The following is a 25,045-nucleotide window of genomic DNA, read 5'->3' as shown; positions in this document are numbered from 1 at the left end:
ATACTGATTTGCCTTTAAATGCTGTTGCCTTCAAATACTGGGAAAAATGATGTCTACGAACAAAGGTTTTAGTGAAAGGGAAGCAAGCGATGCTAAGAAATGGGACCTGCCATTTGTAGAAGATGCCAGTGCTAAAAAAAATGACGGCACGACTAACGCCTTAAACCGTCGCTCAGACTGGAAGTATGAGCCCCCTGAAGAAATAGAAGAAATTTCTCCGCCAACCGCGGATGAAATTGAGGCGATTCGTCAAGCAGCATTTGATGAGGGGATGAGCGATGGAAAGGCCGCCGGCTATGAAGAAGGAAAAGCCCAAGGGCTAGAGGAAGGATTTAACGAAGGCCGTGAAAAAGGCCACACAGAAGGGTTAGCCCAAGGCCTAGAAGAAGGGCAGTCTCAAATAGCGACGCAAACTGAGCAGTGGCAGATGCTCGTTGATAAGTTACATGACCCACTCTCCCAAGCAAATGATGAAACCCGCGACCAGCTAGTAAAGCTGGCGGTTACCCTTGCCAAAGCCGTCATTAAAACTGAAATTGATACCAACAAAAGCGTGATTATACAGGCGCTCAGCGAGGGTATAAAAGCGCTTCCCATCAATCAAAATGAATACCAAATACATTTACACCCAGACGATATCATTATTGTGAACGAGCACTTTTCTGAAGAGGAAGTGGAAAAGAAAAAGTGGAATTTGATCGCCGCGCCTAACATGGAGCGAGGTGGCTGCGACATCGTGACAGCCCAAAACGCAGTGGATGTTTCTGTTGAAAGGCGTTGCCGAGAGGTCATTGAGCGCTTCCTTCTAAACCAGGGGTTAAACGATGACTAGCCCATGGCACAATCACTTTGAGTCGCTGACTAAGCAGGTGGCGTCGGTACCAATTGTGGCGGCGGGTAAGCTGGTTCGCGGTATTGGTTTAACCTTGGAAGCGGTTGGATGTCAACTTCCCGTTGGAAGCCAATGCCTTGTGCAAACCATTGAAGGCGAAATTGAAGCGGAAGTAGTAGGGTTTGGCGATGACATTACCTATTTAATGCCCACCGAAGCGGTAAGAGGGATTGTTCCTGGCAGTAGGGTAATGCCATTAAATCGACAGGGCGGTTTACCCGTGGGGATGGGGCTATTAGGCAGAGTGGTAGATGGCAACGGCCAGCCACTCGATGGCCTTGGTGAAATTGAGGCTGAACATCGCGCACCTACTACCCGTCCGCCGATGAACCCGCTCATAAGGCGACCTATTAATACTGCAATGGATGTGGGCGTTCGCGCCATTAATGCACTTAATACCGTAGGTGTTGGACAGCGCATGGGCCTATTCGCCGGCAGTGGTGTAGGCAAAAGTGTGTTATTAGGAATGATGACAAGGGGCTGTGAAGCGGACGTAGTTGTAGTTGGCCTTGTGGGAGAGCGTGGGCGAGAAGTAAAAGAATTTATTCACGACATTCTCACAGAAGAAGAGCGCAAGCGTGCAGTGGTAGTCGCAGCACCAGCAGATACGTCTCCATTAATGCGACTAAAAGGCTGCGAAACTGCAGTGACTATTGCAGAGTATTTTCGCGACAAGGGAATGAAAGTGCTGCTTTTAATCGATTCTCTCACGCGTTATGCCATGGCACAGCGCGAAATAGCGTTAGCCGTGGGAGAGCCGCCTGCAACAAGAGGCTATCCACCTTCCGTATTTGCGCGGTTACCAGCACTGGTAGAGCGCGCCGGTAATGGAAGTGAAAAGCAGGGTTCGATAACTGCGTTTTATACGGTATTAACAGAAGGCGATGATTTACAAGACCCGGTAGCGGATGCCGCAAGAGCCATTCTTGATGGCCATGTGGTGCTATCTCGTACATTGGCGGACAGTGGCCATTATCCTGCCATCGATATTGAATCATCTATTAGTCGAGTGATGCCGCAAGTTGTGAGTGAAGAGCATCAATTAATGGCACGGCGTATTCGTCAGGTGTATTCTCAATACAAACAAAACCAAGATCTCATCTCTATTGGTGCATATGCAAAAGGCTCAGACCCGCGTATCGATTTAGCCATAAGGGCAGAACCTGCAATCAACGCATTTTTGCAGCAGGGAATGAATCAAGTGTTAGCTTATGACGAAAGTCTAGAGGGTATGGCAGCGCTCGCGAAAGGATTAGGATAATGTCGAAACAACTAGAGCGGTTAGCCGAGTTTGAAAAGGAAAAAGAACAGCGAGAGGCGCGTTTTTACCAACAGGCGCAGCTTAATGTTAATCAACAAAAGCAAAAGCTTTCTAGTTTAGAGCAATATCGCGTTGATTATATCAAGGGTATTCAACAGACCGGACAGTCTGGTGTTACAGCCACCTATTATCAGCAGCACCTTTCTTTTGTGGGAAAGCTCGATAAGGCATGCGAACAGCAAATGCACATTATTGGCCAAGCGAAAGTGGCCGCCGATCAACGCAAGCAAATGTGGCTTAAACAGCAGCAAAAGGTGAAAGCGGTCACGCTTTTACTCGATAAAAAGCGTATAGCAAAAGAGCAAAAAGAGGCAAAAGCAGAGCAGGCCATGATGGATGAGTTTGCCACTCAGCGATTTATTCGCTCTAAGCGTTCGGTTTTCTAACCTGTTCTAACTCCTTTTTACCCTACCACTTGTTTTCAATTTATCTTCCCTTTGATGAAATACCTCTCGACTCTTGATCATGTTGTCTCCAATTTTATATCTGCCACTTCATAACTCTAGCTTCATAATTCTAGCTTCATAAGTCACTTCTTCATTCTTTAAGTGCTGACGTTATAAACCTGTTGGTGCGTCCTTTGCTTTGTCTTTTTAAAGAGCCGCGATTTGGTTTCAGGCGATTTAGAGTCAAGGGATTTATAGACAAGCGATTCTGAGCCAAAGGAGTCAGTAAGCATCGAAGCGAGTCTAAACGACACCATTATTTCCATTGGAATACAGATAGGAATAAAACGTATGGCTTGAAATGTTTATTTCGGTACGTTTATTGCTCCACCAGTTATTAAGTATCGCTAGATATCGCTAACCATGGCGAAGAAAGCAAGAAAGACCATTAGGCTTTTACACCGTTGTTAACGCAAATTGTAAGTTTAAAAATACCTTTATAAAAAAGGATGTTTTTAAAATTTATAACTTTCATGTAGTTACATTTTTATTTGCGTACAGACAACGATATAACTTTTTACATTACTGGCTTTGCCGGTGAACGTGTAGGACGGTAGAAAATCATGCAACAAGTTGCCGCAAATAAAACAGACATTGCCGCATTGCCCTTCTCGGCAACTTCCACAGCAAAAGCGGTGGGGACAGGCCTAGACAGTCAAGCTAAAGGACAAAATACCGACGCTTTTAACAGTCTTTACCAAGAGGCAAAGTCTGCAGGCCGTGACTTCGTATTAAATGAAAACGCTCGCAGTGCTGACAATGCGTCTCGCGAAAGTGATACCCGAGCTGAACGTGCCGAATTGAACAACAAAGGCACGAACGCTAAAGGCCCCGAAAACGCGAATAAACAGTCAAATAATGACTCAATGTTGAAAGATAGCAGTCACAGAGGGCTTGATTTTGATAACGGTAAATCTCCTGTGAATGCATCGCTAACCGTTACTGAAAAAGAATACACAATAGACGCTGATGGTAACAAAGCGCTTACCAATGATCGGATTACAAATGAAGAGGCTGGTGAACCCGATTGGATAGCACTCGTTGAGGGCATCACTAAAAGCGCATTGGGACAGGCTTCTAACAGTAGCAGCGCTGGAGGGGTTGGTAGTGCCGACAATAGCATTCAATCAATTAATGCCGGGAGGCTAGACGAGAGCAGCGCCATTGCTGATGCAGCTTCTGAATTAATGTCTCAGTTACAGTCTATGGAAGGGGACGATGTAGCTTCTAATCAAACACTGGCTGATAAATTAAGCGAGCTGAGTAATTTGCTTAATAAACAAGTCGAACATGCAGACACGAAAGATAGTGCACAGAGCGAGGGTGCGGGAGAAGATAAAGGCACAGATACATTGAGTGAGTTGCTTGCAGCGCTAACAGGTTCAGAGTCTTCTGAGCGACAAAGTGCCTCAGAGAATGCCAGCCCAGAAGATGCTAGCAGCGAAGAGAGCGCACAAAAAGCGTTTTTACTCAGCCTTGCAAAAGATGCGCTTCCAACACCAACCGACAGACTACGTAAGGCACTGTCTAAAGAAAATGCGGGTGAAACCGCCACTGTGCAAACAAACACCAATATTGACACCTTGCATGATGAGCTAACAAACGCAGGTACAAAGGGCCAAGACTCCGTCACTCTTCAACAGTTATCTGCATTGCGCGCAAAGACAGCGGTTTCTGATATAGATGCTTCAGGTCTAGATGTTCCAGACCCCAACGCTTCAAACCTAATTGCTTCAGATTCAGAGGCCGAACAGAGTTTGCTTACTGCTGCTCAGCAAGACGTTTCTGCCAAAGTAGTGGCATCCGCTGCTGCGGGTAATGGAGAGAATGCAAATACAACGAGCGCTACGTCTAGCCTTAATAAAGGTGGAGACAACTCTGTAGCGAGCTTAGAGGCGGCTACCTTAAGCGATGAGTCTCTTTTAATGGCAATTAATAAATTATCGCCTGAAACGGCGCAAAAAGCGACAGAAGCCTTTGCCGAACGCATGGTTGCTCTTGTGCCAAATAGTCAGCAGCAACAGGCGGTGAAAGCAAATATTATTGCGGGCATTAACGAGTTCCAAAAGCAGGTTGAACAGGGCCATCAGCCTGGTATCGACTTATCAGCAATAGTTGCTGACGCTGCCAAAGAAGCCTCACTTGCCAGTGACGTATCGGCTGCCCTTAATTCAAGAGTCGATGCCCAAGCGGGGCAGTTTATGCAGTTGATGAACAACGCCCAAAACAGTATCCATCAAATCGTGCAGAATCAATTAGCGCAAGTTGATACAACGATTAATGAAAACAGCCAGCTACGCTCAGAGGCTTCTAAACCGCAACAGCAGTTTGAGGGCTTTGATAAAGCCGTTAATATTCATAAGCCAGAAGGGCAACAGCAGCTGAACGAAAAAATTCGCTGGATGGTTAACGCCAGAAATACAATGGCAGAGATTCGTTTAGACCCGCCAGAATTGGGCAGTATGCAGGTGCGTGTAAACGTGCAGGGTGATGCGGCTAGCGTAAGCTTTATCGTGCAATCTCAGCAGGCTAAAGACGCCCTTGCCGACACTATGCCAAAACTCAGAGACATGTTATCTGAACAAGGCATCGAACTTGGCGATGCTCAAGTAAGAAAAGATAACTCACAAAACGGTGAAAGTGGTCAGCAACTTGCAAGTCAAAGTGGAAATGGTCAGGGGCATCGTGGAAATAATGACGCTGAGTTTGATGACGACACTCGAGTGATTGAACAAGCGGTAACGAGAGAAGCAAAAGGCGGTATTGATTATTACGCTTAGTCCTTTTGGCAAGGTGCTTTTTTAGCAGAGTAAGTTTAATACTGCTGGTTTTGACCGAACAGTTAAGCTCAAACAGTGTATATCAGCAAATATCTGCAAATTTTGACTAAGGCAGCATTGCGATTTTTACCTGAAGTCTGATAATACAGGCTTTGTGGTACTAAATAAGATATAGAAGAGATTTCCATGGCAGATGAAGAGTTACAGGTAGAAGAAGGCGGAAAAAAGAAAAGCAAATTGATGCTTATCATCATTATTGCTGTCGTAGTTATCGGCGGTGCGGCCGGTGCTTACTTTTTCCTTTTTGCAGGCAGTGATGAACCTGCGGCAGATCAACTCCCTGAAACAGAGGCCGCAGCTTCTGCAGCGCCAGCAACACAAGGTGGCGGGGCAGAAATTGGAACCGCACTATATGTGGCTATGCCAAGACCCTTTGTGTTTAATGTTCCCGGCGGAGGGCGTGACCGCTTAGTACAAATTAAAGTACAGCTGTTAGTACGTGGTTCTGACAACGAAGAGCTTGTAAAAACACATATTCCTTTAATTGAAGGTACGCTGTTACAAACGTTTAGTATGTCAAATGCTGAAGACTTGGTAACCGAAGCAGGCAAAATAGAACTTCGTGAACAGGCTGTCAGCGAAGTTAAAAAAGCGCTGGAAGAAAACGATATAGGTAGCAACGTAGTGGAGCGAGTGTTATTCACTGGCTTTGTGATGCAGTAGCAGTATGCATATTGTGCATGCGATAACGGGTAGAACACTGTGAGCGATTTATTATCACAAGATGAGATCGACGCCCTATTACACGGCGTGGATGATGTGGAAGAAGAAGAGGTTAGCAGCGATGCTGAATCTGGCGCTTCGACGCTCGAGTATGACTTTTCCTCACAGGATCGCATTGTTCGTGGGCGCATGCCAACCCTTGAGATTGTGAATGAGCGATTTGCTCGCCATATGCGAGTTAGCCTCTTCAACATGATGCGTCGTTCTGCTGAAGTGTCAATCAACGGTATTCAAATGATTAAGTTCGGCGAATACATTCACACATTGTTTGTTCCAACCAGTTTGAATATGGTGCGTTTTCGCCCCTTAAAAGGTACTGGCCTGATTACTATGGAAGCGCGACTTGTATTTATACTGGTTGATAACTTCTTTGGTGGAGACGGACGCTATCATGCAAAAATTGAGGGTAGGGAATTTACGCCTACCGAGCGTCGTATCATTCAAATGTTGCTCAAAATAATATTTGAAGATTATAAAGAGGCATGGGCGCCGGTAATGGACGTCTCTTTTGAATATTTAGATTCAGAAGTTAACCCTGCTATGGCCAACATTGTGAGCCCCACTGAAGTGGTGGTGATAAGCTCGTTTCATATAGAGCTTGACGGTGGCGGTGGTGATTTCCACGTATCATTGCCATACTCGATGCTAGAGCCTATTCGAGAGTTGCTCGATGCGGGTGTACAAAGCGACAAAGAAGATACGGACCTTCGCTGGAGCAAAGCGCTTCGCGACGAAATTATGGACGTCAAAGTGGCGTTAACCACGCACATGCTTGATGTAGATGTGCCGCTGAGAGACGTGATGGAGTTTAAACCGGGCGATATTATTCCTGTTGAAATGCCTGAAACTATCACGGTACTCATCGAAGACTTACCCACATTTAGAGCTAAACTTGGACGCTCAAGAGACAACTTAGCTTTGAAGATTGTAGAGAAAATAGCAAGACCGACTTCTGTGAAGTCTGAGCTGCAATTATTAACCCGTGGCGGGCGCATTATTGATAATGACGCCGAGCTACAAGTACTCGAAGAAGACCTGTAAGGTAAGGGGAGTTCCCATGAGTGAAGACGGTATGGACGATTGGGCTGCAGCCATGGCTGAACAGGCTGATTCAGAAGCAGACCAAGAAGGCGGCGAGAACGAAGACGTTCAGGTTGCCGAATTAGATGAATTAACCGATGATGCGCCAATTACTCAGGAAGAGAAAAAGAAGCTAGATACTATTTTAGATATTCCGGTTACTATTTCGATGGAAGTAGGCCGTAGTCAAATTAGTATTCGAAATCTGCTACAGTTGAACCAGGGTTCTGTGGTGGAACTGGATCGCGTAGCCGGTGAGCCACTAGATGTATTAGTAAATGGCACGTTGATTGCTCATGGTGAAGTAGTAGTAGTTAACGACAAATTCGGTATTCGATTAACGGATGTTATTAGTCAAATTGAGAGAATCAAGAAGCTTAGATAAAACTTCTTACATAGTAAGGGGTTGCGCAATGCTGCCCCTTTTCATTAACCAAGTTGCCAGCGCGCAAACCACTCAGTCAATTACCAACCCCACATCTGTACTGTCAATTTTTCTTTCGTTACTGGTTGTTGTTGGCGTTATTTTTGCGCTTGCTTACATCATGCGTCGGTTTAACGTCACTGCCATGGGTAGCAACCACATGAAGGTGGTGGCAAGCATGGTGGCGGGCACCAAAGAAAAAATAATGGTAATACAGGTGGGCGACGAGCAGCACCTTATTGGTGTTACTAGCCATAATATTTCCCACTTAAGTAAACTGGAAAAAAACTTAGATGTGCCGGTGAAGGGCAAGGCCGGAAGTAACCAAGACGCATTTAAACAAAAGCTGGTGGCCGCGATGGCGGGTAAACTGAATCCGCAGGCCGATACGAAGCAAAAGGATAACTAAAAAAATGCGTAATCTAGCGTTTCTATGTATAGCTTTGGTGTCGTTGGCATTGTTTGCTGAGCCTGTGTATGCACAGCAGGGCATATCGGCGGTTACCGTGGTTACCAATGAAGATGGCTCTCAAGACTACACAATGACCCTACAAGCGCTGTTTATTATGACAGCGCTCAGCCTTATTCCTGCATTTATCATGATGATGACATCTTTTACTCGCATTATTGTGGTGTTATCTATTTTGCGCCAGGCCATTGGTTTACAGCAGTCACCCTCTAACCAGATTCTCATAGGCGTGAGCCTGTTTTTGTCTATGTTTATTATGGCTCCTGTATTTGAAGAGGTTAATGAGCGCGCGCTTCAGCCATATTTAAATGAAGAGATGACCAGTCTCGATGCGCTAGAGCAAGCAAAAGGCCCAATGCGGGCGTTTATGCTCTCGCAAACACGGGTAAAAGATTTGGAAACTTTCGTTCGCATAGCGGGTGATGAAGATAAGTACGCCGACACCAATGAGGTGCCGCTCACTATACTTATCCCTGCATTTGTCACCAGTGAGCTCAAAACCGCTTTCCAAATTGGCTTTATGCTGTTCATTCCCTTTCTCATTATCGATTTAGTGGTGGCCTCAATTTTAATGGCAATGGGGATGATGATGCTCTCCCCCATGATAGTGTCACTGCCGTTTAAATTAATGCTCTTTGTTTTAGTTGATGGATGGAATCTTATTTTTGGTACCTTAGCCACTAGCTTTGGTATGGGCGTCTAGGAGGACTTATGTCACCAGAAGTCTTTGTTGAAATACTCAGAGAAGCCATGTTCATGGTTATCATGCTAGTGTCTGCGGTTATCGTACCTAGCCTGATAGTTGGTTTAGTTGTTGCTGTATTCCAAGCCGCGACCTCTATTAACGAGCAAACCATGAGTTTTTTGCCTCGCTTGTTGATTACGCTTCTCGCGCTAAGCTGGGGCGGTAATTGGCTTGTTCAACAGCTAATGGATTTCACCTTTCATATGGTTGAAATGATCCCCCAAGTCGTTGGCTAAAAAATGGGGCAGAGACGATGTTGGCTGAACAGGCTTGTTGAGTAGAAATATATGTGGGGTAAAAAGGTGAGTGAATTGAGAAACTGGGGTCTCTAGTGGAAGTTGATTTAGCGACAATAAACCAATTCTTGGCCGATTTAATGTTGCCGTTTATGCGAATAAGCGGAATGTTTATCGCGATGATTGGCCTCAGCGCTAAATCTATTCCTCCACAGGTTAGGGCGCTACTTGGTATTTTGCTTGCGTTGATTATCATGCCCATGGTGCCCCCGTCTCCAGTGGATGATTTGGTCAGCGCTGGTACTTTTTTGATCATTGTCCAGCAGCTGCTTATCGGCATTGCCATTGGTTTTATTTCAATGATGGTGTTAAACACCTTCGTTTTAGCCGGTCAGATAATTGCCATGCAGACAGGTTTGGGTTTTGCGTCTATCGTAGACCCTGTAAACGGAATTAATGTACCCGCGGTTGGCCAGTTTTATCTTATTTTAGCGACCTTGTTGTTCTGGACCCTCGATGGGCATTTGTCTATGATTCAAATGATTGTGATGAGCTTTGAGGCCTTTCCAATCGGTGAGGCATGGTGGACGGGAGAGCAGTTTAAAGGCATTGCTCATTGGGGTGGTTGGATGTTTGTATCTGCCATTACATTGTCGCTAGCACCTATCGTCTCATTGCTGGTGGTTAACCTTGCCTTTGGTGTTATGACAAAAGCGGCCCCCCAGTTAAATATTTTCAGTATTGGTTTTTCTATAGCGCAGATGATGGGGTTACTTATCATCTGGATAACCCTAGGTAACTTTACGGCGCACTTTGAGACTCAGTGGATGCGGGCTCAGCAATATATGTGCGAGCTGTTACGAATATGTTCTTAGATTTCAGAAATGACTATGTTGGTTTGAGAAGATAGATGTCAGATTCAGCAGAAAAAACAGAAGACCCCACGGGGAAAAAACTCGAGGATGCCCGAAAAAAAGGGCAGATTGCGCGATCCCGTGAGTTATCCACCACGTTAGTGCTTATTATCAGTGCCGTCATGTTCTTATTTGTGGGAAGTTGGATTGCTGAATCGGTTTTCACACTGACTCGCCGCATGTTTATTTTGTCTCGTGACGAAACCTACGACACCACGCATATGTTAGCTGCGTGGGGAGACGCATTTACTACTATTAGCGGACCTGTACTTTTGTATATGGTTGTGGCCATGATTGCCGGTATCTATGGTTCAATTGCCCTAGGCGGCTATAACTTTACATGGAGCGGTGCAAAACCAAAAGCCTCCAAAATAAGCCCAATTCAAGGCTTTAAGCGCATGTTTGGCACTAATGGCTTGGTGGAGTTACTTAAGTCAATCGCTAAGGTTATCACCATAATCGGCATGGCTATTGCCGCACTGCTTTTCTTTCAAGACGAAGCTCTGCATCTGGATATGGAGCTCTATCCTGGCAACATTTTCCACGCCCTTGATATGCTTAAATGGGCATTTTTACTTCTTGTGTGCGGCATGATCCCTATTGCGCTTATTGATGTGCCTTATCAAATGTATAAGCACAACGAAGAAATGAAAATGACCAAGCAAGAGGTCAAAGACGAGCGCAAGAATGCAGAAGGCGATCCTATGGTAAAAGGGCGTATACGCCGTTTACAATATCAAGCAGCCTCTAAACGAATGATGCAAGAAGTCCCCAATGCTGACGTGGTTGTCACTAACCCCACCCATTTTTCTGTGGCAATTAAATATGACGATAATGGCAACCGAGCCCCTGTTGTTATTGCTAAAGGGGCTGATGAGCTTGCTATGCACATACGAAAAATCGCCACGGCCAATGATGTGCCGCTTATACCCTCGCCTATGTTAGCCCGCGCGATTTTTTACTCAACAGAAGTTGACGATGAAGTACCCAACGCATTGTTTATGGCTGTGGCTCAGGTATTGGCCCACGTCTATCAGCTAAAAGCGCATAGAGCTGGAAAGGGCAAGCGTCCTAAGCCTTTAAAACGAGACTTACCTATACCTCCAGAATATCGTCGCTAGAGCATTTTTTATTTTATAAAAAACCTAAAGCTGGCACGTTAGTTGTTATATCTCTATCAGATTAACGTTAAGCGTCAATTTTCTGATAGAGAGACATCCAACGATGCAGTTATCCGGCTATCTTCAGCGGTTCGATAAGAATCAGTTGCAAAACTTCACCAGTGGCTTAGGTGCCCCGATAGTTTTGCTTGCCATTATGGGTATGGTCATTCTACCCATGCCCCCCTTTCTTCTAGACGTGTTGTTCAGCTTCAATATTGCATTGTCCTTGGTCATTATTCTGGTGGCGGTTTTAACTCAAAAACCTGTCGATTTCGGTATTTTTCCACTTGTGTTGCTTATCGCCACGGTATTGCGCCTTGCTTTGAACGTGGCTTCCACGCGGGTTGTGTTGTTGTACGGCCATGAAGGCGGCGACGCTGCGGGTAAGGTTATTGAAGCTTTTGGTGCAGTGGTTATTGGTGGTAACTACGCGGTAGGTATCGTGGTATTTGCTATCTTACTGATTATCAATTTTAAAGTAGTTACCGCCGGTGCAGGGCGAATTTCTGAGGTGAACGCTCGCTTTACCCTTGATGCAATGCCTGGAAAACAAATGGCCATAGACGCCGATTTAAACGCCGGATATATCGACCAAGACCAAGCCCGGGAGCGCCGTGAAGAAATAACCGCAGAAGCAGATTTTTACGGTTCTATGGATGGTGCATCAAAATTTGTTAAGGGTGATGCTGTTGCTGGCCTGTTTATTATGCTCATCAACATCGTTGGCGGACTGTTTATCGGGATAATTCAATATAATCTGTCATTTGGCGATGCAATTGAAATATATACGCTACTGACTATTGGCGACGGCTTAGTTGCTCAAATTCCCTCACTGCTTTTGTCCGTCGCTACCGCGATTATTGTGACTCGTGAGAATGAGTCTCAAGAAATGGGTAAAGAAATTCGCGGGCAGCTTGGTAATAACCAAGCGCTGTATATAGCCTCAGGCGTGTTATTCGTCATGGGAATTATACCGGGAATGCCCCATGTTGCGTTTCTTGGTTTCTCTTTTCTTATTGCTGGTGTTGCTTATTTTCAAACTCACAACGCGAAGAAAAAAGCGGCTGAGCCACAAGTGCCAGACACGCTGTCACGAGACGAGTCAGTTACGCCAGAGGTGAAAGAGCTTGGGTGGGACGATGTACAGCAGGTAGACACAATCGGTCTTGAAGTGGGTTATCGCCTAATACCGTTAGTCGATAAGTCCCAAGGGGGCGAGCTATTAACCCGTATTAAAGGGGTACGTAAAAAACTGTCTCAAGAATTGGGTTTTCTCATTCCCCCTGTGCATATTCGAGATAACCTCGACTTAGAGCCCAATACGTACACCATTGCGATGCTTGGCGTTACCATTGGCGATTCAGTAATAAGCCATGATGAAGAGTTAGCAATCAATCCAGGGCAAGTCTTTGGCAAGTTAGAGGGAAGGGCAACAAAAGACCCTGCCTTCGGTCTTGATGCGGTATGGATTAAACCGAACAAGCGAGAGCACGCACAAACACTTGGTTACACCGTAGTCGATGCTGCAACGGTAGTCGCAACCCACCTAAGTCAGCTGCTGACGAACAATGCCTATCAGCTTTTAGGCCACGAAGAGGCGCAGCAGCTTCTCGATATGCTAGCGAAGCAGCATCCTAAACTCGTAGAGGGATTAGTACCTGACATACTCCCTCTTAGTACGGTAGTTAAAATACTGCAAACGCTGCTGTTTGAAGGTGTGCCAATTCGTGACATGAGAACTATCGTTCAAACGTTAAGTGAGTATGGAACCCGCAGCCAAGACCCAGATGTGTTGGTGTCGGCGGTGCGAATTGCCCTTAAGCGCCTAATAGTTCAAGAAATTACTCAAGGTTCTAAAGAGATACCTGTCATAACCTTGGCGCCAGAGTTGGAACAGATGTTGCACCAGTCACTTCAAGCAGGTGGCGAAGATGGCGCTGGTATTGAACCAGGCTTGGCAGATAAGTTGCAAAAATCACTGCAACAAGCCAGTCAGCAGCAAGAACTTGAAGGAGAGCCCGCGGTGCTTCTTACTTCAGGAATGCTAAGACCGGTGTTATCACGCTTCCTTAAGTATTCTGTTGTTGGGTTACATGTGCTTTCTTATCAAGAAGTACCCGACGACAAGCAGATAAAAATAGTCAGTTCGGTCGGTCAATAATCTGACGCTGGGTGAGTGGAGAGGTTGCAATGAAAATAAGACGATTTTTTGGCAAAGATATGCGCGAGGCGTTAAGCCAAGTAAAGGCTGAGTTAGGTAGCGATGCGGTTATCATGTCAAATCGCAAAGTGGCTGATGGCATCGAACTTGTAGCAGCTTATGATAAAGAGCCAGAAGCAAAGCTAAATATTAGTAAACCTTCCGGTGCACCTTCTTCACCAACGTCTTCTAAGCAAAATCCTACACCGAGTCTTAGCGAGATTATTGGCGATGATGGTCCAGACAGCCTAAAGGCGCTGCTTGAAAAGCAACATGGCGCAGGACAAGGCGCATCAAAAGATGTCGTGCAACCTACATCCGCAAATGCACAACATGCCAATGATATTGCATCCCACCTTAATTTCTCCGACGCATTCATTGACGAGGTTGAAGCACAGCAACCTGTTGACAGACATACGGGCCCAAGTGAGTACCAAAGACACAGCGAAGCATTCCCTTCTCATCAAGCGTCGAGCATTGAAGAAGCGCCAGCTGCACCGTCTGATGAGCTTGCACAGATAAAAGAAGAGCTAGCGTCGTTAAGAGGGGTACTACAGCACCAAGTGGCTGACTTAATGGAGGCAAAGCAGACTCGTCAAAAACCCGTTCATCAGTATTTGATCACTCGCTTAACCGATATGGGGCTTAGCAAAGCATTATCTAAGCAACTAATCAGTTACACGCCTTCGCATTATAACGAGAGAGATGCGTGGGTTTATCTTCTTAACCTATTGGCTAATCGATTAAATGTAACAGGTAACGATATACTTACCGCGCAGGGTGCTGTTGCATTAGTCGGTCCAACGGGTACGGGTAAAACAACCACAGTGGCGAAATTGGCCGCTCGCTATGCACAAAAGTATGGCGCAGATTCTGTGGCAATGATCACCATTGATACCTATCGTATTGCGGCGTATGAGCAACTTGCAACTTACGGCAAGATTATTGGCTGTACGGTGAGAAAAGCGCAATCAAGTGAAGAACTTTCAGATTTATTGTTCCAACTTCGTCATAAACGACTAGTATTGATTGATACGGCTGGATTTAGTCAACGAGATAGTCGATTAATTAAGCAAATAAAGCATTTTGACAACGGTCAGATGCCCGTAGTGAAAAAATATTTAGTCGCGCAGGCAAATACACAATATCCTGCATTACAGCGTATCATTAGAGCGTATGACGACATCGAACTAAGTGGTTGTATTTTCACAAAGTTAGATGAGTGCTATTCTTTAGGAGAGGTACTCAGTGCGGCAGTCGAGTATCAGTTACCGGTTAGCTATGTCACCGACGGTCAGAAAGTACCTGAAGACATTAAGATTGCAGAAGCGAAATCTTTAGTTTCAGCTGCTGCAAAGCTTTATAAAAAATATGGTTTGGATCATACTAGTAATAACAACGATATTAAAACAGCATAAGTAGTATGATTGACGACCAAGCGAGTAGCTTAAGAAAAATGAAGCAATCACGGTTAATCAAAGTTATCGCCGTCACCGGAGGCAAAGGTGGCGTAGGTAAAACAAATATTACGCTTAACACAGCAATTGCTATGGCTAAGCAAGGTAAACGTGTGATGGTTCTTGATGCCGACTTAGGATTGGCAAACGTAGATGTCATGTTGGGCCTTCGCGTTGAAAAGAACTTATCTCATGTTTTGTCCGGTGAGTGCACGCTAGATGATGTACTGGTTACTGGTCCCCACGGTATTAAAATTGCACCTGCAACATCGGGAACTCAGTCGATGGCAGAGCTTTCAACGACCCAGCATGCGGGCTTGATACGTGCGTTTAGTGAACTTCGTACGCCTATTGATGTGTTGCTTGTCGATACTGCCGCGGGTATTTCTGACATGGTGCTCAGCTTTGCAAAAGCCTCTCAAGACATCATGGTAGTAGTGTGCGATGAACCCACTTCACTTACCGATGCCTACGCGCTTATTAAATTGCTAAACCGCGAGCACGGTGTATTTCGCTTCAAAATAGTGGCGAACATGGTGAGGGACGTGCGTGAGGGGCAAGAACTATTCAGCAAATTGAGTAAAGTAACAGGGCGCTTCTTAGATGTTGCGCTAGAATTAGTTGCAACAATACCGTTTGATGAAAATATTCGCCGTGCAGTTAGAAAGCAAACTGCTATAGTCGATGCCTATCCAGGCTCACCTGCTGCTGTTGCGATAAGTCAGCTAGCGAATAGAGCGGCATCATGGCCAATACCGGCTCAGCCAGGTGGTCACTTAGAGTTTTTCATTGAGCAATTAATTGCAGAAAAAGCAGTAGGGAATCAGCGTTGAATAGTAAGGCGGCAGCTTATCAACAACAAACTGATAAGTCGCAGTTAGTAGAGCGACACGCGCCTCTTGTGAAGCGCATAGCGCATCATCTAATAGCGCGACTCCCTGCCAGTGTGCTCGTTGATGACCTTATTCAGTCTGGCATGATTGGATTGCTAGAGGCCGCTCGAAACTTTGACGGTTCGAAAGGCGCAAGCTTTGAAACGTTCGCGGGTATTCGCATTCGCGGTGCTATGTTAGACGAAATTCGCAAAGGTGACTGGACGCCGCGCTCTGTGCATAGAAACGGGCGCGCCATTACAGACGCCATCTCTCGTGTAGAGGGCGAAACGGGAAGAGATGCAAGAGATGTTGATATTGCTGCTAAGCTAAACGTAAGCTTGCAGGACTATCATCAAATGCTCAACGAGGTAAATGCAGGTAAGCTAGTTGGGATTGAAGATTTAGGTGTTTCAGAAGATGTGATTACTACTGAGCAAAGTAGAGGTAGTGATGCACCGCTGGAAGATCTTATGCAAGGGGCGTTTCAAAAGTCGCTTGCGCAAGCAATCACCACGTTACCAGAGCGAGAAGCGATCGTGCTTTCTTTATACTATGATGAAGAATTGAACCTAAGAGAAATCGGTGAAGTTCTTGATGTAAGTGAATCGAGAGTAAGTCAAATTCACAGTCAGGCCATGTTAAAACTCAAATCTCGAATGAAGTCGTGGCAAGCTGACGAAGAATAGAAATTAAAACAATTAACCCCTCACTGGAGGCTATTTTGGATAAGAGCATGAAGATTCTCGTGGTCGATGACTTTTCAACCATGAGACGTATCATAAAAAACCTACTAAAAGATTTGGGTTTCGCAAACATCCAGGAAGCGGACGACGGAAATACGGCGTTACCTATGCTACAGCAGGGTGATTTCGATTTTGTTGTAACCGACTGGAACATGCCAGGCATGCAGGGTATCGATTTGCTTAGGGCAATTCGCGCCGATGACAAACTGAAGCACTTGCCGGTACTAATGGTAACGGCTGAAGCGAAAAAAGAACAAATCGTTGCCGCTGCGCAAGCAGGCGTGAATGGCTATGTCGTTAAGCCATTTACTGCAGCTACATTGAAAGAAAAGCTAGATAAAATATTCGAACGTTTAGGTTGATCCAGACGCTCACCAGAGAAACGAGGTTTACTGGATGACAACGAATACAAACGTTCCACTTTCATTAGAAGAAGCTAAGCAACTCGTTGTTTATCTTGAAGCTGGTGATAATGCGTCGGCTAATGCGCTGTTTGAAGCGGCGTCAATGAAAGAAAATGTAGAGCTTTTCGCTGAGGTAGGAAAGCTAACGCGCCAACTTCACGACGCGCTAAACAATTTTCAAATAGACGATCGCATAAAGAATTTAGCGACAGACGATATTCCCGATGCGCAATCTCGCCTAACTTACGTTATTGAAGAAACTGAGAAAGCTGCCAACACTACCATGGATGCGGTAGAGGCGAGCATGCCTATAGCTGAACTGCTAGCTTCTCGCATTGACAGCGTGATGCCTGAGTGGAAAAAGCTCATGACTCGCCAGATTGAAGTGGGTGAATTCAAAGTTTTATGTAAAGACTTAGACGAATTGTTAGAAGACGGTGCTTCGCAGTCGGCTAAACTTACACAACTGCTAACTGAAGTATTAATGGCACAGGGTTATCAAGACCTTACAGGTCAGGTTATCCGCCGCGTTATCGACTTAGTAAAAGAAGTTGAAGAGAGCTTAGTCAACATGCTTACCATGTTTGGCGAGCGAGATGGTTCAGAACAAACTAAACCATTAAGCCCTGAGGCCGATAAGGCTGAAGGTGTGAAAGCAGAGGGTCCGATTATTGACGCTGAAACGCGTGATGATGTTGTATCGGGCCAGGATGATGTTGATGATCTTCTGTCGAGCTTAGGTTTTTAGGGGAGCGGGCGCATGTCGTTTGATGTTGACGAGGAAATACTACAGGACTTTCTAGTTGAAGCTGGAGAGATACTTGAACAATTACAAGAACAGCTCGTTGATCTTGAGAACAATCCTGAAGATGCGAATTTGCTTAACGCAATTTTTCGCGGATATCATACAGTTAAAGGCGGAGCGGGATTTTTATCGCTCACCGAGTTAGTTGAAATTTGTCATGGCGCCGAGAACGTTTTCGATGTTATGAGAAATGGCCAGCGCACGCTCACGCCAGAATTAATGGATATTATTCTACAGGCTACAGACGTAGTGGTAGATATGTTTGAGCGGGTAAAATCCCAAGAACCATTGGAACCTGCCGACGCCAAACTTGTAGATACTCTGCACAAGTTGAGCAAACCAGAGTCACCGGACGAAAATATTTTTGATACCGATGAATCTGCACCAAGTGCTCAACCTGAAATAGCCTCTGAACCTGAACTTGAATTCGACTTCGTAGACGAGGCGCCTGCTCCGGCAAGCTCTGGTGGGGATATTGACGAAATCAGTGAAGATGAATTCGAGGCTTTACTTGATGAACTCCACGGTTCCTCTGCGCCTGGGAAATCGGCCCCAGGCCAATCGACCACAGGCACCAAAAGCGAAGCGAAAGCATCTGCTGCGCCAAGCTCTGATGTAACAAGCCCTGATGTATCTTCGAGCAGTGGCGATGATATTACCGACGATGAGTTTGAAGCCCTTCTTGATGACCTTCACGGTAAAGGCAAGTTCAGCGCCGCAGAAGAAAGCGCTGCACCCAGTCAGCCAGCGCCAAAATCCACATCTGCGTCCGGCGATGAAGAAATTACTGACGATGAATTTGAAGCGCTGCTAGACCAACTTCACGGTTCAGGGCAAGGCCCAACCGTTCAAAGCGCCTCAGATACCAAAGCACCAGAGCCTAATGTTGATAAAGCGGCGACTGAAGCTATACAAAAGGCAAAGCAATCTGCACCCGCTGCGGCTAAAGCGGCACCTGCTGCGTCAGCGCCCAGTAAGGCAGCATCTGCAGCCCCAGCAAGTAAAGATGCTGGTAAGAAAGACGAGAAGAAAGCTTCACCTAGCTCACCGCCAGCTGAAACCACCGTTCGTGTTGATACTAAACGCTTAGATCAAATAATGAATATGGTGGGCGAACTGGTACTCGTTCGTAATAGATTGATAAGCCTTGGTATAAACACCAACGATGAGAGCATGTCTAAGGCGATAGCAAACTTAGATGTGGTTACCGGAGACCTACAGGGCGCGGTAATGAAAACTCGGATGCAGCCAATTAAGAAAGTATTTGGCCGCTTCCCAAGGGTTGTTCGTGATTTAGCGCGAAGTCTCAAAAAAGAGATTACCCTAGAGCTTGAAGGTGAAGAAACAGATTTAGATAAAAACTTGGTGGAAGCACTTGCCGATCCGCTGGTTCACTTGGTGAGAAACTCCGTCGACCACGGTGTGGAAATGCCAGATGACCGAGCAGCTTCTGGCAAACCAAGAATGGGAACGGTTAAGCTATCTGCATCGCAGGAAGGTGATCACATTTTACTTACCATCGAAGACGACGGTAAGGGCATGGACCCTGAAAAATTAAAGGAAATTGCTATCAGTCGCGGTGTGCTAGACGCCGACGCCGCAGCGCGAATGTCAGACGTTGAAGCGTTTAATCTTATTTTTGCACCGGGCTTCTCTACGAAAACGGAAATCAGCGATATTTCCGGTCGTGGCGTTGGCATGGACGTGGTGAAAACTAAGATAAATCAGCTCAACGGTACGGTAAATATCGACTCTCAGCTTGGTAAGGGCACTCGTTTAGAGATAAAAGTTCCACTTACCCTAGCTATTTTGCCAACACTGATGATTATAATTGGTAAGCAAACCTTTGCATTACCTCTAGGCTCTGTCAGTGAAATAATTAACATGGACATCAAAAAGACCAATACGGTTGATGGACAGTTAACAATGATAGTTCGCTCTAAAGCCATACCGTTATTTTTCCTTGGCGACTGGCTAATCAGAGGGCCTAAGTCTATCGAGAGAGAGAAAGGGCATGTGGTCGTGGTGCAAGTTGGTACCCGACAAGTTGGTTTTGTTGTCGATGCATTAATAGGGCAAGAAGAAGTGGTGATCAAGCCATTGGATGCGCTGCTACAGGGCACTCCAGGAATGGCAGGCGCAACGATAACCTCAGACGGTGGTATTGCGTTGATCTTAGATATTCCAAGCCTTCTGAAGCGGTATGCTCGTAAGCCATAATAAGCTGGTTTACAAACAATAGGAAAAGTAATCCATGGTCTTTAAAGTCCTGGTCGTGGACGACTCAACGTTTTATCGTCGTCGAGTAAGAGAAATACTCGATGAAGATAGAGAGTTAGAGGTTGTAGGTGAAGCTAGAAACGGCAGAGATGCCCTTGATAAAATTAAAGAGCTATCTCCCGACGTAATTACGATGGACGTAGAAATGCCCGTTATGGACGGCATTTCGGCGGTTAAAGCCATCATGGAAAATAAGCCCATCCCTATTTTAATGTTTTCTTCGTTAACCCATCATGGGGCGCAAGCAACGTTAGATGCATTAGAAGCAGGTGCACTCGATTTTCTACCGAAGAAATTTGAAGATATAGCGCAAGATAGAAAAGATGCGACGCGACTGTTGTGTACTAAAGTTCGTTTGATTGCGCGCAGAGGTATAGGGCTGAAACGCCCCACGTTTAGATCTGAGGAAACCCGACGATTACCCCCTAATGCACCGAAACAGGCCTTTTTTAAAACGTCTGGATTGCTTTCGGGTCATAAAGACGCAGCTAAGCAGCCTACGGTTTCGTCGGTTAAAGCAACGGGTAAGCGATATAAGTGCCTTGCCATTGGCGCTTCAACGGGTGGTCCGGTAGCGCTTCAAAAAGTGCTAATGCCTTTACCCTCAGATTTTCCGTATCCAATTATTTTAGTTCAGCACATGCCTGGCACTTTTACGACGGCGTTTGCGCAGCGGTTAGATGCAAACTGTAAAATAGGCGTGAAAGAAGCTGAACACGGAGACATTTTAATGCCTGGTCAGGCTTACTTGGCCCCTGGCGGTAGACAAATGCTCATTGAAACTGTGGGCGGGCAAAAAAAGATTGCTATTGTCGATGCTAGCAGTGCTGACAAGGTTAACTACAAGCCAAGTGTTGACCTTACCTTTAGCTCGTTAGAGCGGGCTTTCTCTGGCGACGTATTGGGGATAATTCTCACTGGTATGGGAGCCGACGGGCGCGAGGGCTGTAGAAAGTTAAAAGAGAAAGGCGCTACAATTTGGGCCCAGGATCAAGACTCCTGTGTGGTTTACGGCATGCCTCAAGCGGTTGCCGTGGCGAATATATCAACGCAAAATATTAATGTTGATGATATGAGCAACTGCATTCTTTGTGAAATGCGTTAGTGTATTAATCGTGTAGTGGACTTTATGTCGTGAAGGTATGGACAGTAGCAAATCAAAAGGGTGGGGTAGGTAAAACTACTACCACCGTGAGTTTAGGCGGTTTGCTCGCGCAGCAAGGTAAGCGCGTGTTACTCATTGATACCGACCCTCACTCATCGTTAAGTTACTATTTTGGTATAGATGCTGAAGCGCTAAGTCATTCGGTTTACGACATTTTTATTAAGTCTGCCAGTTTAACGGCCGATAACGTTTTAGATTGCCTTTGCCCAACCAAAATAGATAATCTCTATGTACTACCGGCAACAATGGCGCTTGCTACCCTTGATAGAACCATGGGGAGTGAACAGGGCATGGGCTTAGTGCTTAAGAAAGCGCTGGCAAAAGTCGACAACGAATTTGATGTGGCTATTATCGACTGTCCACCTGTATTAGGTGTGTTGATGGTGAATGCACTGGCAGCGTGTGACAAGGTTATCGTGCCGACACAAACCGAATACCTGGCGTTAAAAGGTTTAGATAGAATGATTCGTACAATGGAAATAATGGGGCGCTCATTGGGCAAAAGTTTTGATACCTGCATTATTCCAACCATGTTCGATAAACGAACAAACGCGGCCCTTGAATCGCGTAAGCGCTTAATGAGCGATTACGGTGAGCGTGTTTGGGAAGGCGTTATTCCAGTTGATACGCATTTTAGAGATGCTAGCTTGGTGCAATTGCCCATTTCAGCGGCCTATCCGAAAACACGAGGCGTTGCGGCCTACGGTAAACTGCTTGAAGTGTTAGGGAAATAATGAGCGATGAGTAAGCAGTCTCCGTTTGCACGTGAAGACGTGATGGAAGCGTATTTAGATGGTTTGCTCAAAGAGCCTGCAGTGGCTGACGACGCAACCGCACGGGCAGCTAAGCTGCTTGAGCAAGCTTCTCATCACATTACTGAGGAGCGGTTAGTTAAAGATACTATACCGCTGCCTCAAGATAACGATGTGATTGATGCCGTTACATTGAAAGCTGAGCAAAACGTTTCTGAGCACGGCATTTATGAAAAGAATAGCTTACGTGAACTAAGTAGTGCGAAAGATAGCCGTCAATTAACAGAACACGAAAACGTAGCTGATTCCAGTGTAAAAACGCCTGGGGTTATCACCACAGATGAACTGGAAATTAGAGATTCTTCGTCTACTGAAAAAAGTCGCGATGAAGAAACAATAGCTGCAAAAACGAAGGTTGCACTACAAGATAGTCTAGACTTTCGTTTTCAGGCGTTATTTTTTGAAGTGGCAGGGTTAACCCTTGCCGTTCCATTAACCACCCTTGGTGGAATTCACCAAATAGATAAAATTGCACCACTTTTTGGAAAACCTGACTGGTTTATGGGTGTAATGTTGCACAGAGAGTCTAAACTAAGTGTAGTAGACTCAGCAAAGTGGGTAATGCCAGAAAAATATACCGAAGAACTCGCTGAATCTCTTAACTATCGATACATGATCATGTTGGGAGAAAGCGAATGGGGATTAGCTAGCGAAAAGCTCGTTAACACCGTTAATTTAACAAAAGATGATGTCAAATGGCGCGGATCCACTGGTAAACGTCCTTGGTTAGCGGGGATGGTTAAAGAAAAGATGTGTGCATTAATTGACGTTGAAGAATTAATATCTATGCTTAACAAAGGCTTAGGCAGCAACGACCAGACGCCATAGTACGGGAGCCAGGTTCATGAGCGACGAAAAGATGAAAAATAACGGCACTGACAGCAACGATGAAGTCCTTCAGTGGGTGACATATCGCCTAGGTGATGAAACATACGGTATTAATGTAATGCAGGTACAAGAAGTATTGCGTTATACCGAAATAGCGCCGGTGCCCGGTGCGCCTGACTATGTGTTAGGAATAATAAACTTGCGTGGTAACGTTGTTACGGTTATCGATACGCGAGCACGCTTTGGTTTACCTCCTACCGAAGTTACCGACAATACGCGTATTGTTATCATAGAGTCTGATGAACAAGTCGTTGGCATACTCGTCGATAGCGTCGCTGAAGTGGTGTATCTGAAGTCGTCTGAAATTGATAGTGCGCCAAACGTAGGCACTGAAGAAAGTGCTAAGTTTATACAAGGCGTAAGCAATCGCGATGGCGAGCTTCTTATCTTAGTCGATTTGAACAAGTTGCTAAGCGATGAAGAGTGGGACGAGCTGAGTAGTATTTAGTGACTAGGCTTTAGTAAGTACTATGTAGTGAAAGTAGAGCTGATGGCACGTGTGCCGTCAGCTCCCCCTTGTATCCCTGTCTCATTTAGGTGTGTCGCATATGGACTTGCAGCTTGCTGCTCTGTCACTGGTTGAATGTATACTCGCGATAATCAGTTTTTTACTTATTATCGCCGTTATAGTGCTTTATACAAAACTTCGCAAAACAACTGAATTGTTAGAAAACCTTACCGTCAAGGTCTCAACAGAGCTGTCGAACATTGCTGTCCAAGTTAATGATGCTAACAACCAGCAATCTGAAATTCAGGCTAGAAGCGTTGTGATCAGTAAGCATTTACAGCGTATTGATGAAAAGCAGCAAGACGTGGACAATCAGCTTCGAGAGCTAAAATTTCAAGATCCATCGTTAAAGCTGTATCAGCGGGCTGCTGATTTAGTCAAACAAGGCGCCACGATTGAAGAAATCATTGAAACCTGCGATATTCCCCGTGCCGAAGCCGAGATGCTTGTTATGGTGCACAAGTCGGGCTGCTAGTTCTTTATTGCTGCTACCTTTCAGTATTTCTTTGCGTTTGTCTTAATGGTGCGTGATGCGCGCATGCCACTTATATATTTTCTAATCTTTCTTACTCTTATCTAGCGCTCATACACTTCCCTCCCAGTTTCCTCCACTTCCCTACCAACTTTGCGTTTAGACGTCTAGACGTAAAGATGTTGACATATTCACAGTATTCGCCACAATACAGTTATCGTTTTTTTCGACTGGAGTTATTTATGCCAATCCGTATCCCTGTGCAACTGCCTGCTCAGAATGTCTTGTTAGGTGAAAACATATTCACTATGGATATGGATAGAGCGGCGAGTCAGGAAATTCGTCCTCTTGAAGTGGGTATTCTTAATTTAATGCCCAATAAGATAGAGACAGAAGTGCAGTTACTGAGATTGTTGTCTAATACGCCATTGCAAATTAATGTGGACTTTATTCGCATCGATAACCAAGCACCAAAAAATACGCCACAGTCTCATATGGATGCCTTTTATCACGAGTTTTCCAGCGTGGCGAATAAAAAGTATGACGGATTGATTGTCACGGGTGCCCCCCTTGCTTTACTCGATTATGAAGAGGTAAAGTATTGGGAAAATATGAAAACTATTTTGGAGTGGGCCCAGCGCCACGTTAACTCAACCCTCTATTTATGCTGGGCTGCTCACGCGGCAATGTATCATTTCTACGGCGTGACGCGGGAGCTTCGAAACGAAAAGTTTTCAGGCGTTTACCAGCACAATGTCAACGATCCAAACAACGAATTACTGCGTGGATTTGACTCTCCCTTTGCAGCACCACACTCTCGTTACGGTCACATAGACACATCACTTTATAATGGTGTTGAAGGTCTTAATGTAGTGGCTGAGTCAGAGGAAGTGGGCGCTTACATTGTAGCTTCTGAAGACAAACGGATGGTGTTTGTTACCGGACACCCCGAGTACGAACCGGACACGCTAAAAGACGAATATCTGCGTGACGTGCAGGCTGGTCAACACCCAGCGGTGCCGAACAATTATTTCACTGACAATGACCCTACTAAACCGCCTTTAGTTCAATGGCGCTCCCATGGAAGTCTATTGTTTACAAATTGGCTTAACTATTACGTTTATCAAACAACGCCGTACGATTTAAGCCAGTTAGCTGAAAAACCACAGCCAAAGAGGTAACG

General features: G+C 45.4%; 25 protein-coding genes. All 25 read left to right on the top strand.

Going from position 1 to position 25,045, the window contains the following annotated elements; all coding sequences use genetic code 11:
- Positions 1-49 precede the first annotated feature (49 nt).
- The 25 genes from fliH (at position 50) to metA (ending at position 25,043) form a co-directional block, all read left to right on the top strand.
- On the top strand, positions 50-832 hold the full coding sequence (gene fliH / locus AC27HD_RS05265; RefSeq protein WP_487104262.1) for a flagellar assembly protein FliH: 783 nt from the start codon (positions 50-52) through the stop codon (positions 830-832).
- Positions 825-2,153 (top strand): flagellar protein export ATPase FliI, encoded by a 1,329-nt coding sequence (gene fliI / locus AC27HD_RS05260; RefSeq protein WP_032094404.1) that lies wholly within the window; start codon positions 825-827, stop codon positions 2,151-2,153. The genes fliH and fliI overlap by 8 nt, the downstream gene beginning before the upstream one ends.
- Complete coding sequence (gene fliJ, locus AC27HD_RS05255) at positions 2,153-2,599, top strand: flagellar export protein FliJ (protein WP_032094405.1); 447 nt, start codon at positions 2,153-2,155, stop codon at positions 2,597-2,599. Before fliI ends, fliJ begins: the two co-directional genes overlap by 1 nt.
- A gap of 623 nt (positions 2,600-3,222) precedes the next feature.
- Positions 3,223-5,439 carry a flagellar hook-length control protein FliK gene (locus AC27HD_RS05250; protein WP_487104260.1) on the top strand — a complete coding sequence of 739 codons (2,217 nt, stop codon included), beginning with the start codon at positions 3,223-3,225 and terminating at the stop codon, positions 5,437-5,439.
- A 186-nt stretch (positions 5,440-5,625) separates the two neighbouring features.
- Positions 5,626-6,162, top strand: a complete 537-nt coding sequence (fliL, locus tag AC27HD_RS05245; protein ID WP_032094407.1) for a flagellar basal body-associated protein FliL — start codon at positions 5,626-5,628, stop codon at positions 6,160-6,162.
- A 39-nt stretch (positions 6,163-6,201) separates the two neighbouring features.
- Positions 6,202-7,263, top strand: a complete 1,062-nt coding sequence (gene fliM / locus AC27HD_RS05240) for a flagellar motor switch protein FliM (protein WP_032094408.1) — start codon at positions 6,202-6,204, stop codon at positions 7,261-7,263.
- Between the two features lie 16 nt (positions 7,264-7,279).
- Positions 7,280-7,687, top strand: a complete 408-nt coding sequence (fliN, locus tag AC27HD_RS05235) for a flagellar motor switch protein FliN (RefSeq protein ID WP_163105282.1) — start codon at positions 7,280-7,282, stop codon at positions 7,685-7,687.
- Between the two features lie 28 nt (positions 7,688-7,715).
- On the top strand, positions 7,716-8,135 hold the full coding sequence (fliO, locus tag AC27HD_RS05230) for a flagellar biosynthetic protein FliO (RefSeq protein WP_032094410.1): 420 nt from the start codon (positions 7,716-7,718) through the stop codon (positions 8,133-8,135).
- A 4-nt stretch (positions 8,136-8,139) separates the two neighbouring features.
- Positions 8,140-8,898 carry a flagellar type III secretion system pore protein FliP gene (gene fliP / locus AC27HD_RS05225; RefSeq protein ID WP_032094411.1) on the top strand — a complete coding sequence of 253 codons (759 nt, stop codon included), beginning with the start codon at positions 8,140-8,142 and terminating at the stop codon, positions 8,896-8,898.
- Positions 8,899-8,906: 8 nt separating this feature from the next.
- Complete coding sequence (gene fliQ, locus AC27HD_RS05220) at positions 8,907-9,176, top strand: flagellar biosynthesis protein FliQ (protein ID WP_032094412.1); 270 nt, start codon at positions 8,907-8,909, stop codon at positions 9,174-9,176.
- Between the two features lie 95 nt (positions 9,177-9,271).
- Positions 9,272-10,051, top strand: a complete 780-nt coding sequence (fliR, locus tag AC27HD_RS05215) for a flagellar biosynthetic protein FliR (protein ID WP_487104256.1) — start codon at positions 9,272-9,274, stop codon at positions 10,049-10,051.
- A gap of 35 nt (positions 10,052-10,086) precedes the next feature.
- A complete protein-coding gene (flhB, locus tag AC27HD_RS05210; RefSeq protein ID WP_163105287.1) occupies positions 10,087-11,211 on the top strand; it encodes a flagellar biosynthesis protein FlhB in 1,125 nt (374 codons plus the stop codon).
- A gap of 103 nt (positions 11,212-11,314) precedes the next feature.
- Positions 11,315-13,414: a flagellar biosynthesis protein FlhA gene (gene flhA, locus AC27HD_RS05205; protein WP_487104254.1), complete on the top strand. Its 2,100-nt coding sequence runs from the start codon at positions 11,315-11,317 to the stop codon at positions 13,412-13,414.
- A gap of 29 nt (positions 13,415-13,443) precedes the next feature.
- Positions 13,444-14,871 (top strand): flagellar biosynthesis GTPase FlhF, encoded by a 1,428-nt coding sequence (flhF, locus tag AC27HD_RS05200; RefSeq protein WP_487104252.1) that lies wholly within the window; start codon positions 13,444-13,446, stop codon positions 14,869-14,871.
- Positions 14,872-14,876: 5 nt separating this feature from the next.
- Positions 14,877-15,743 (top strand): MinD/ParA family protein, encoded by an 867-nt coding sequence (locus AC27HD_RS05195; protein ID WP_032094417.1) that lies wholly within the window; start codon positions 14,877-14,879, stop codon positions 15,741-15,743.
- Positions 15,740-16,471, top strand: coding sequence for an RNA polymerase sigma factor FliA (locus AC27HD_RS05190; protein ID WP_032094418.1), 732 nt, complete (start codon positions 15,740-15,742; stop codon positions 16,469-16,471). Before AC27HD_RS05195 ends, AC27HD_RS05190 begins: the two co-directional genes overlap by 4 nt.
- 35 nt (positions 16,472-16,506) lie before the next feature.
- On the top strand, positions 16,507-16,890 hold the full coding sequence (gene cheY, locus AC27HD_RS05185) for a chemotaxis response regulator CheY (RefSeq protein WP_013785088.1): 384 nt from the start codon (positions 16,507-16,509) through the stop codon (positions 16,888-16,890).
- Positions 16,891-16,924: 34 nt separating this feature from the next.
- A complete protein-coding gene (locus AC27HD_RS05180; RefSeq protein WP_032094419.1) occupies positions 16,925-17,680 on the top strand; it encodes a protein phosphatase CheZ in 756 nt (251 codons plus the stop codon).
- A gap of 12 nt (positions 17,681-17,692) precedes the next feature.
- On the top strand, positions 17,693-19,957 hold the full coding sequence (locus AC27HD_RS05175; RefSeq protein ID WP_487104249.1) for a chemotaxis protein CheA: 2,265 nt from the start codon (positions 17,693-17,695) through the stop codon (positions 19,955-19,957).
- Between the two features lie 34 nt (positions 19,958-19,991).
- Positions 19,992-21,122: a protein-glutamate methylesterase/protein-glutamine glutaminase gene (locus tag AC27HD_RS05170; RefSeq protein WP_032094421.1), complete on the top strand. Its 1,131-nt coding sequence runs from the start codon at positions 19,992-19,994 to the stop codon at positions 21,120-21,122.
- A 29-nt stretch (positions 21,123-21,151) separates the two neighbouring features.
- Positions 21,152-21,916 carry a ParA family protein gene (locus AC27HD_RS05165; RefSeq protein ID WP_032094422.1) on the top strand — a complete coding sequence of 255 codons (765 nt, stop codon included), beginning with the start codon at positions 21,152-21,154 and terminating at the stop codon, positions 21,914-21,916.
- Positions 21,917-21,922: 6 nt separating this feature from the next.
- Positions 21,923-22,822 (top strand): chemotaxis protein CheW, encoded by a 900-nt coding sequence (locus tag AC27HD_RS05160; protein ID WP_487104246.1) that lies wholly within the window; start codon positions 21,923-21,925, stop codon positions 22,820-22,822.
- Positions 22,823-22,838: 16 nt separating this feature from the next.
- Positions 22,839-23,330 (top strand): chemotaxis protein CheW, encoded by a 492-nt coding sequence (locus AC27HD_RS05155; protein ID WP_032094424.1) that lies wholly within the window; start codon positions 22,839-22,841, stop codon positions 23,328-23,330.
- 100 nt (positions 23,331-23,430) lie between these two features.
- Positions 23,431-23,865: a DUF2802 domain-containing protein gene (locus AC27HD_RS05150; RefSeq protein ID WP_487104244.1), complete on the top strand. Its 435-nt coding sequence runs from the start codon at positions 23,431-23,433 to the stop codon at positions 23,863-23,865.
- A gap of 239 nt (positions 23,866-24,104) precedes the next feature.
- A complete protein-coding gene (gene metA, locus AC27HD_RS05145) occupies positions 24,105-25,043 on the top strand; it encodes a homoserine O-succinyltransferase MetA (protein WP_487104242.1) in 939 nt (312 codons plus the stop codon).
- The last annotated feature ends 2 nt before the right edge of the window (positions 25,044-25,045 follow it).

This window comes from Alteromonas sp. 4NS20-0143, assembly GCF_057542855.1.
This window is presented reverse-complemented; position numbering and strand designations above follow the sequence as displayed.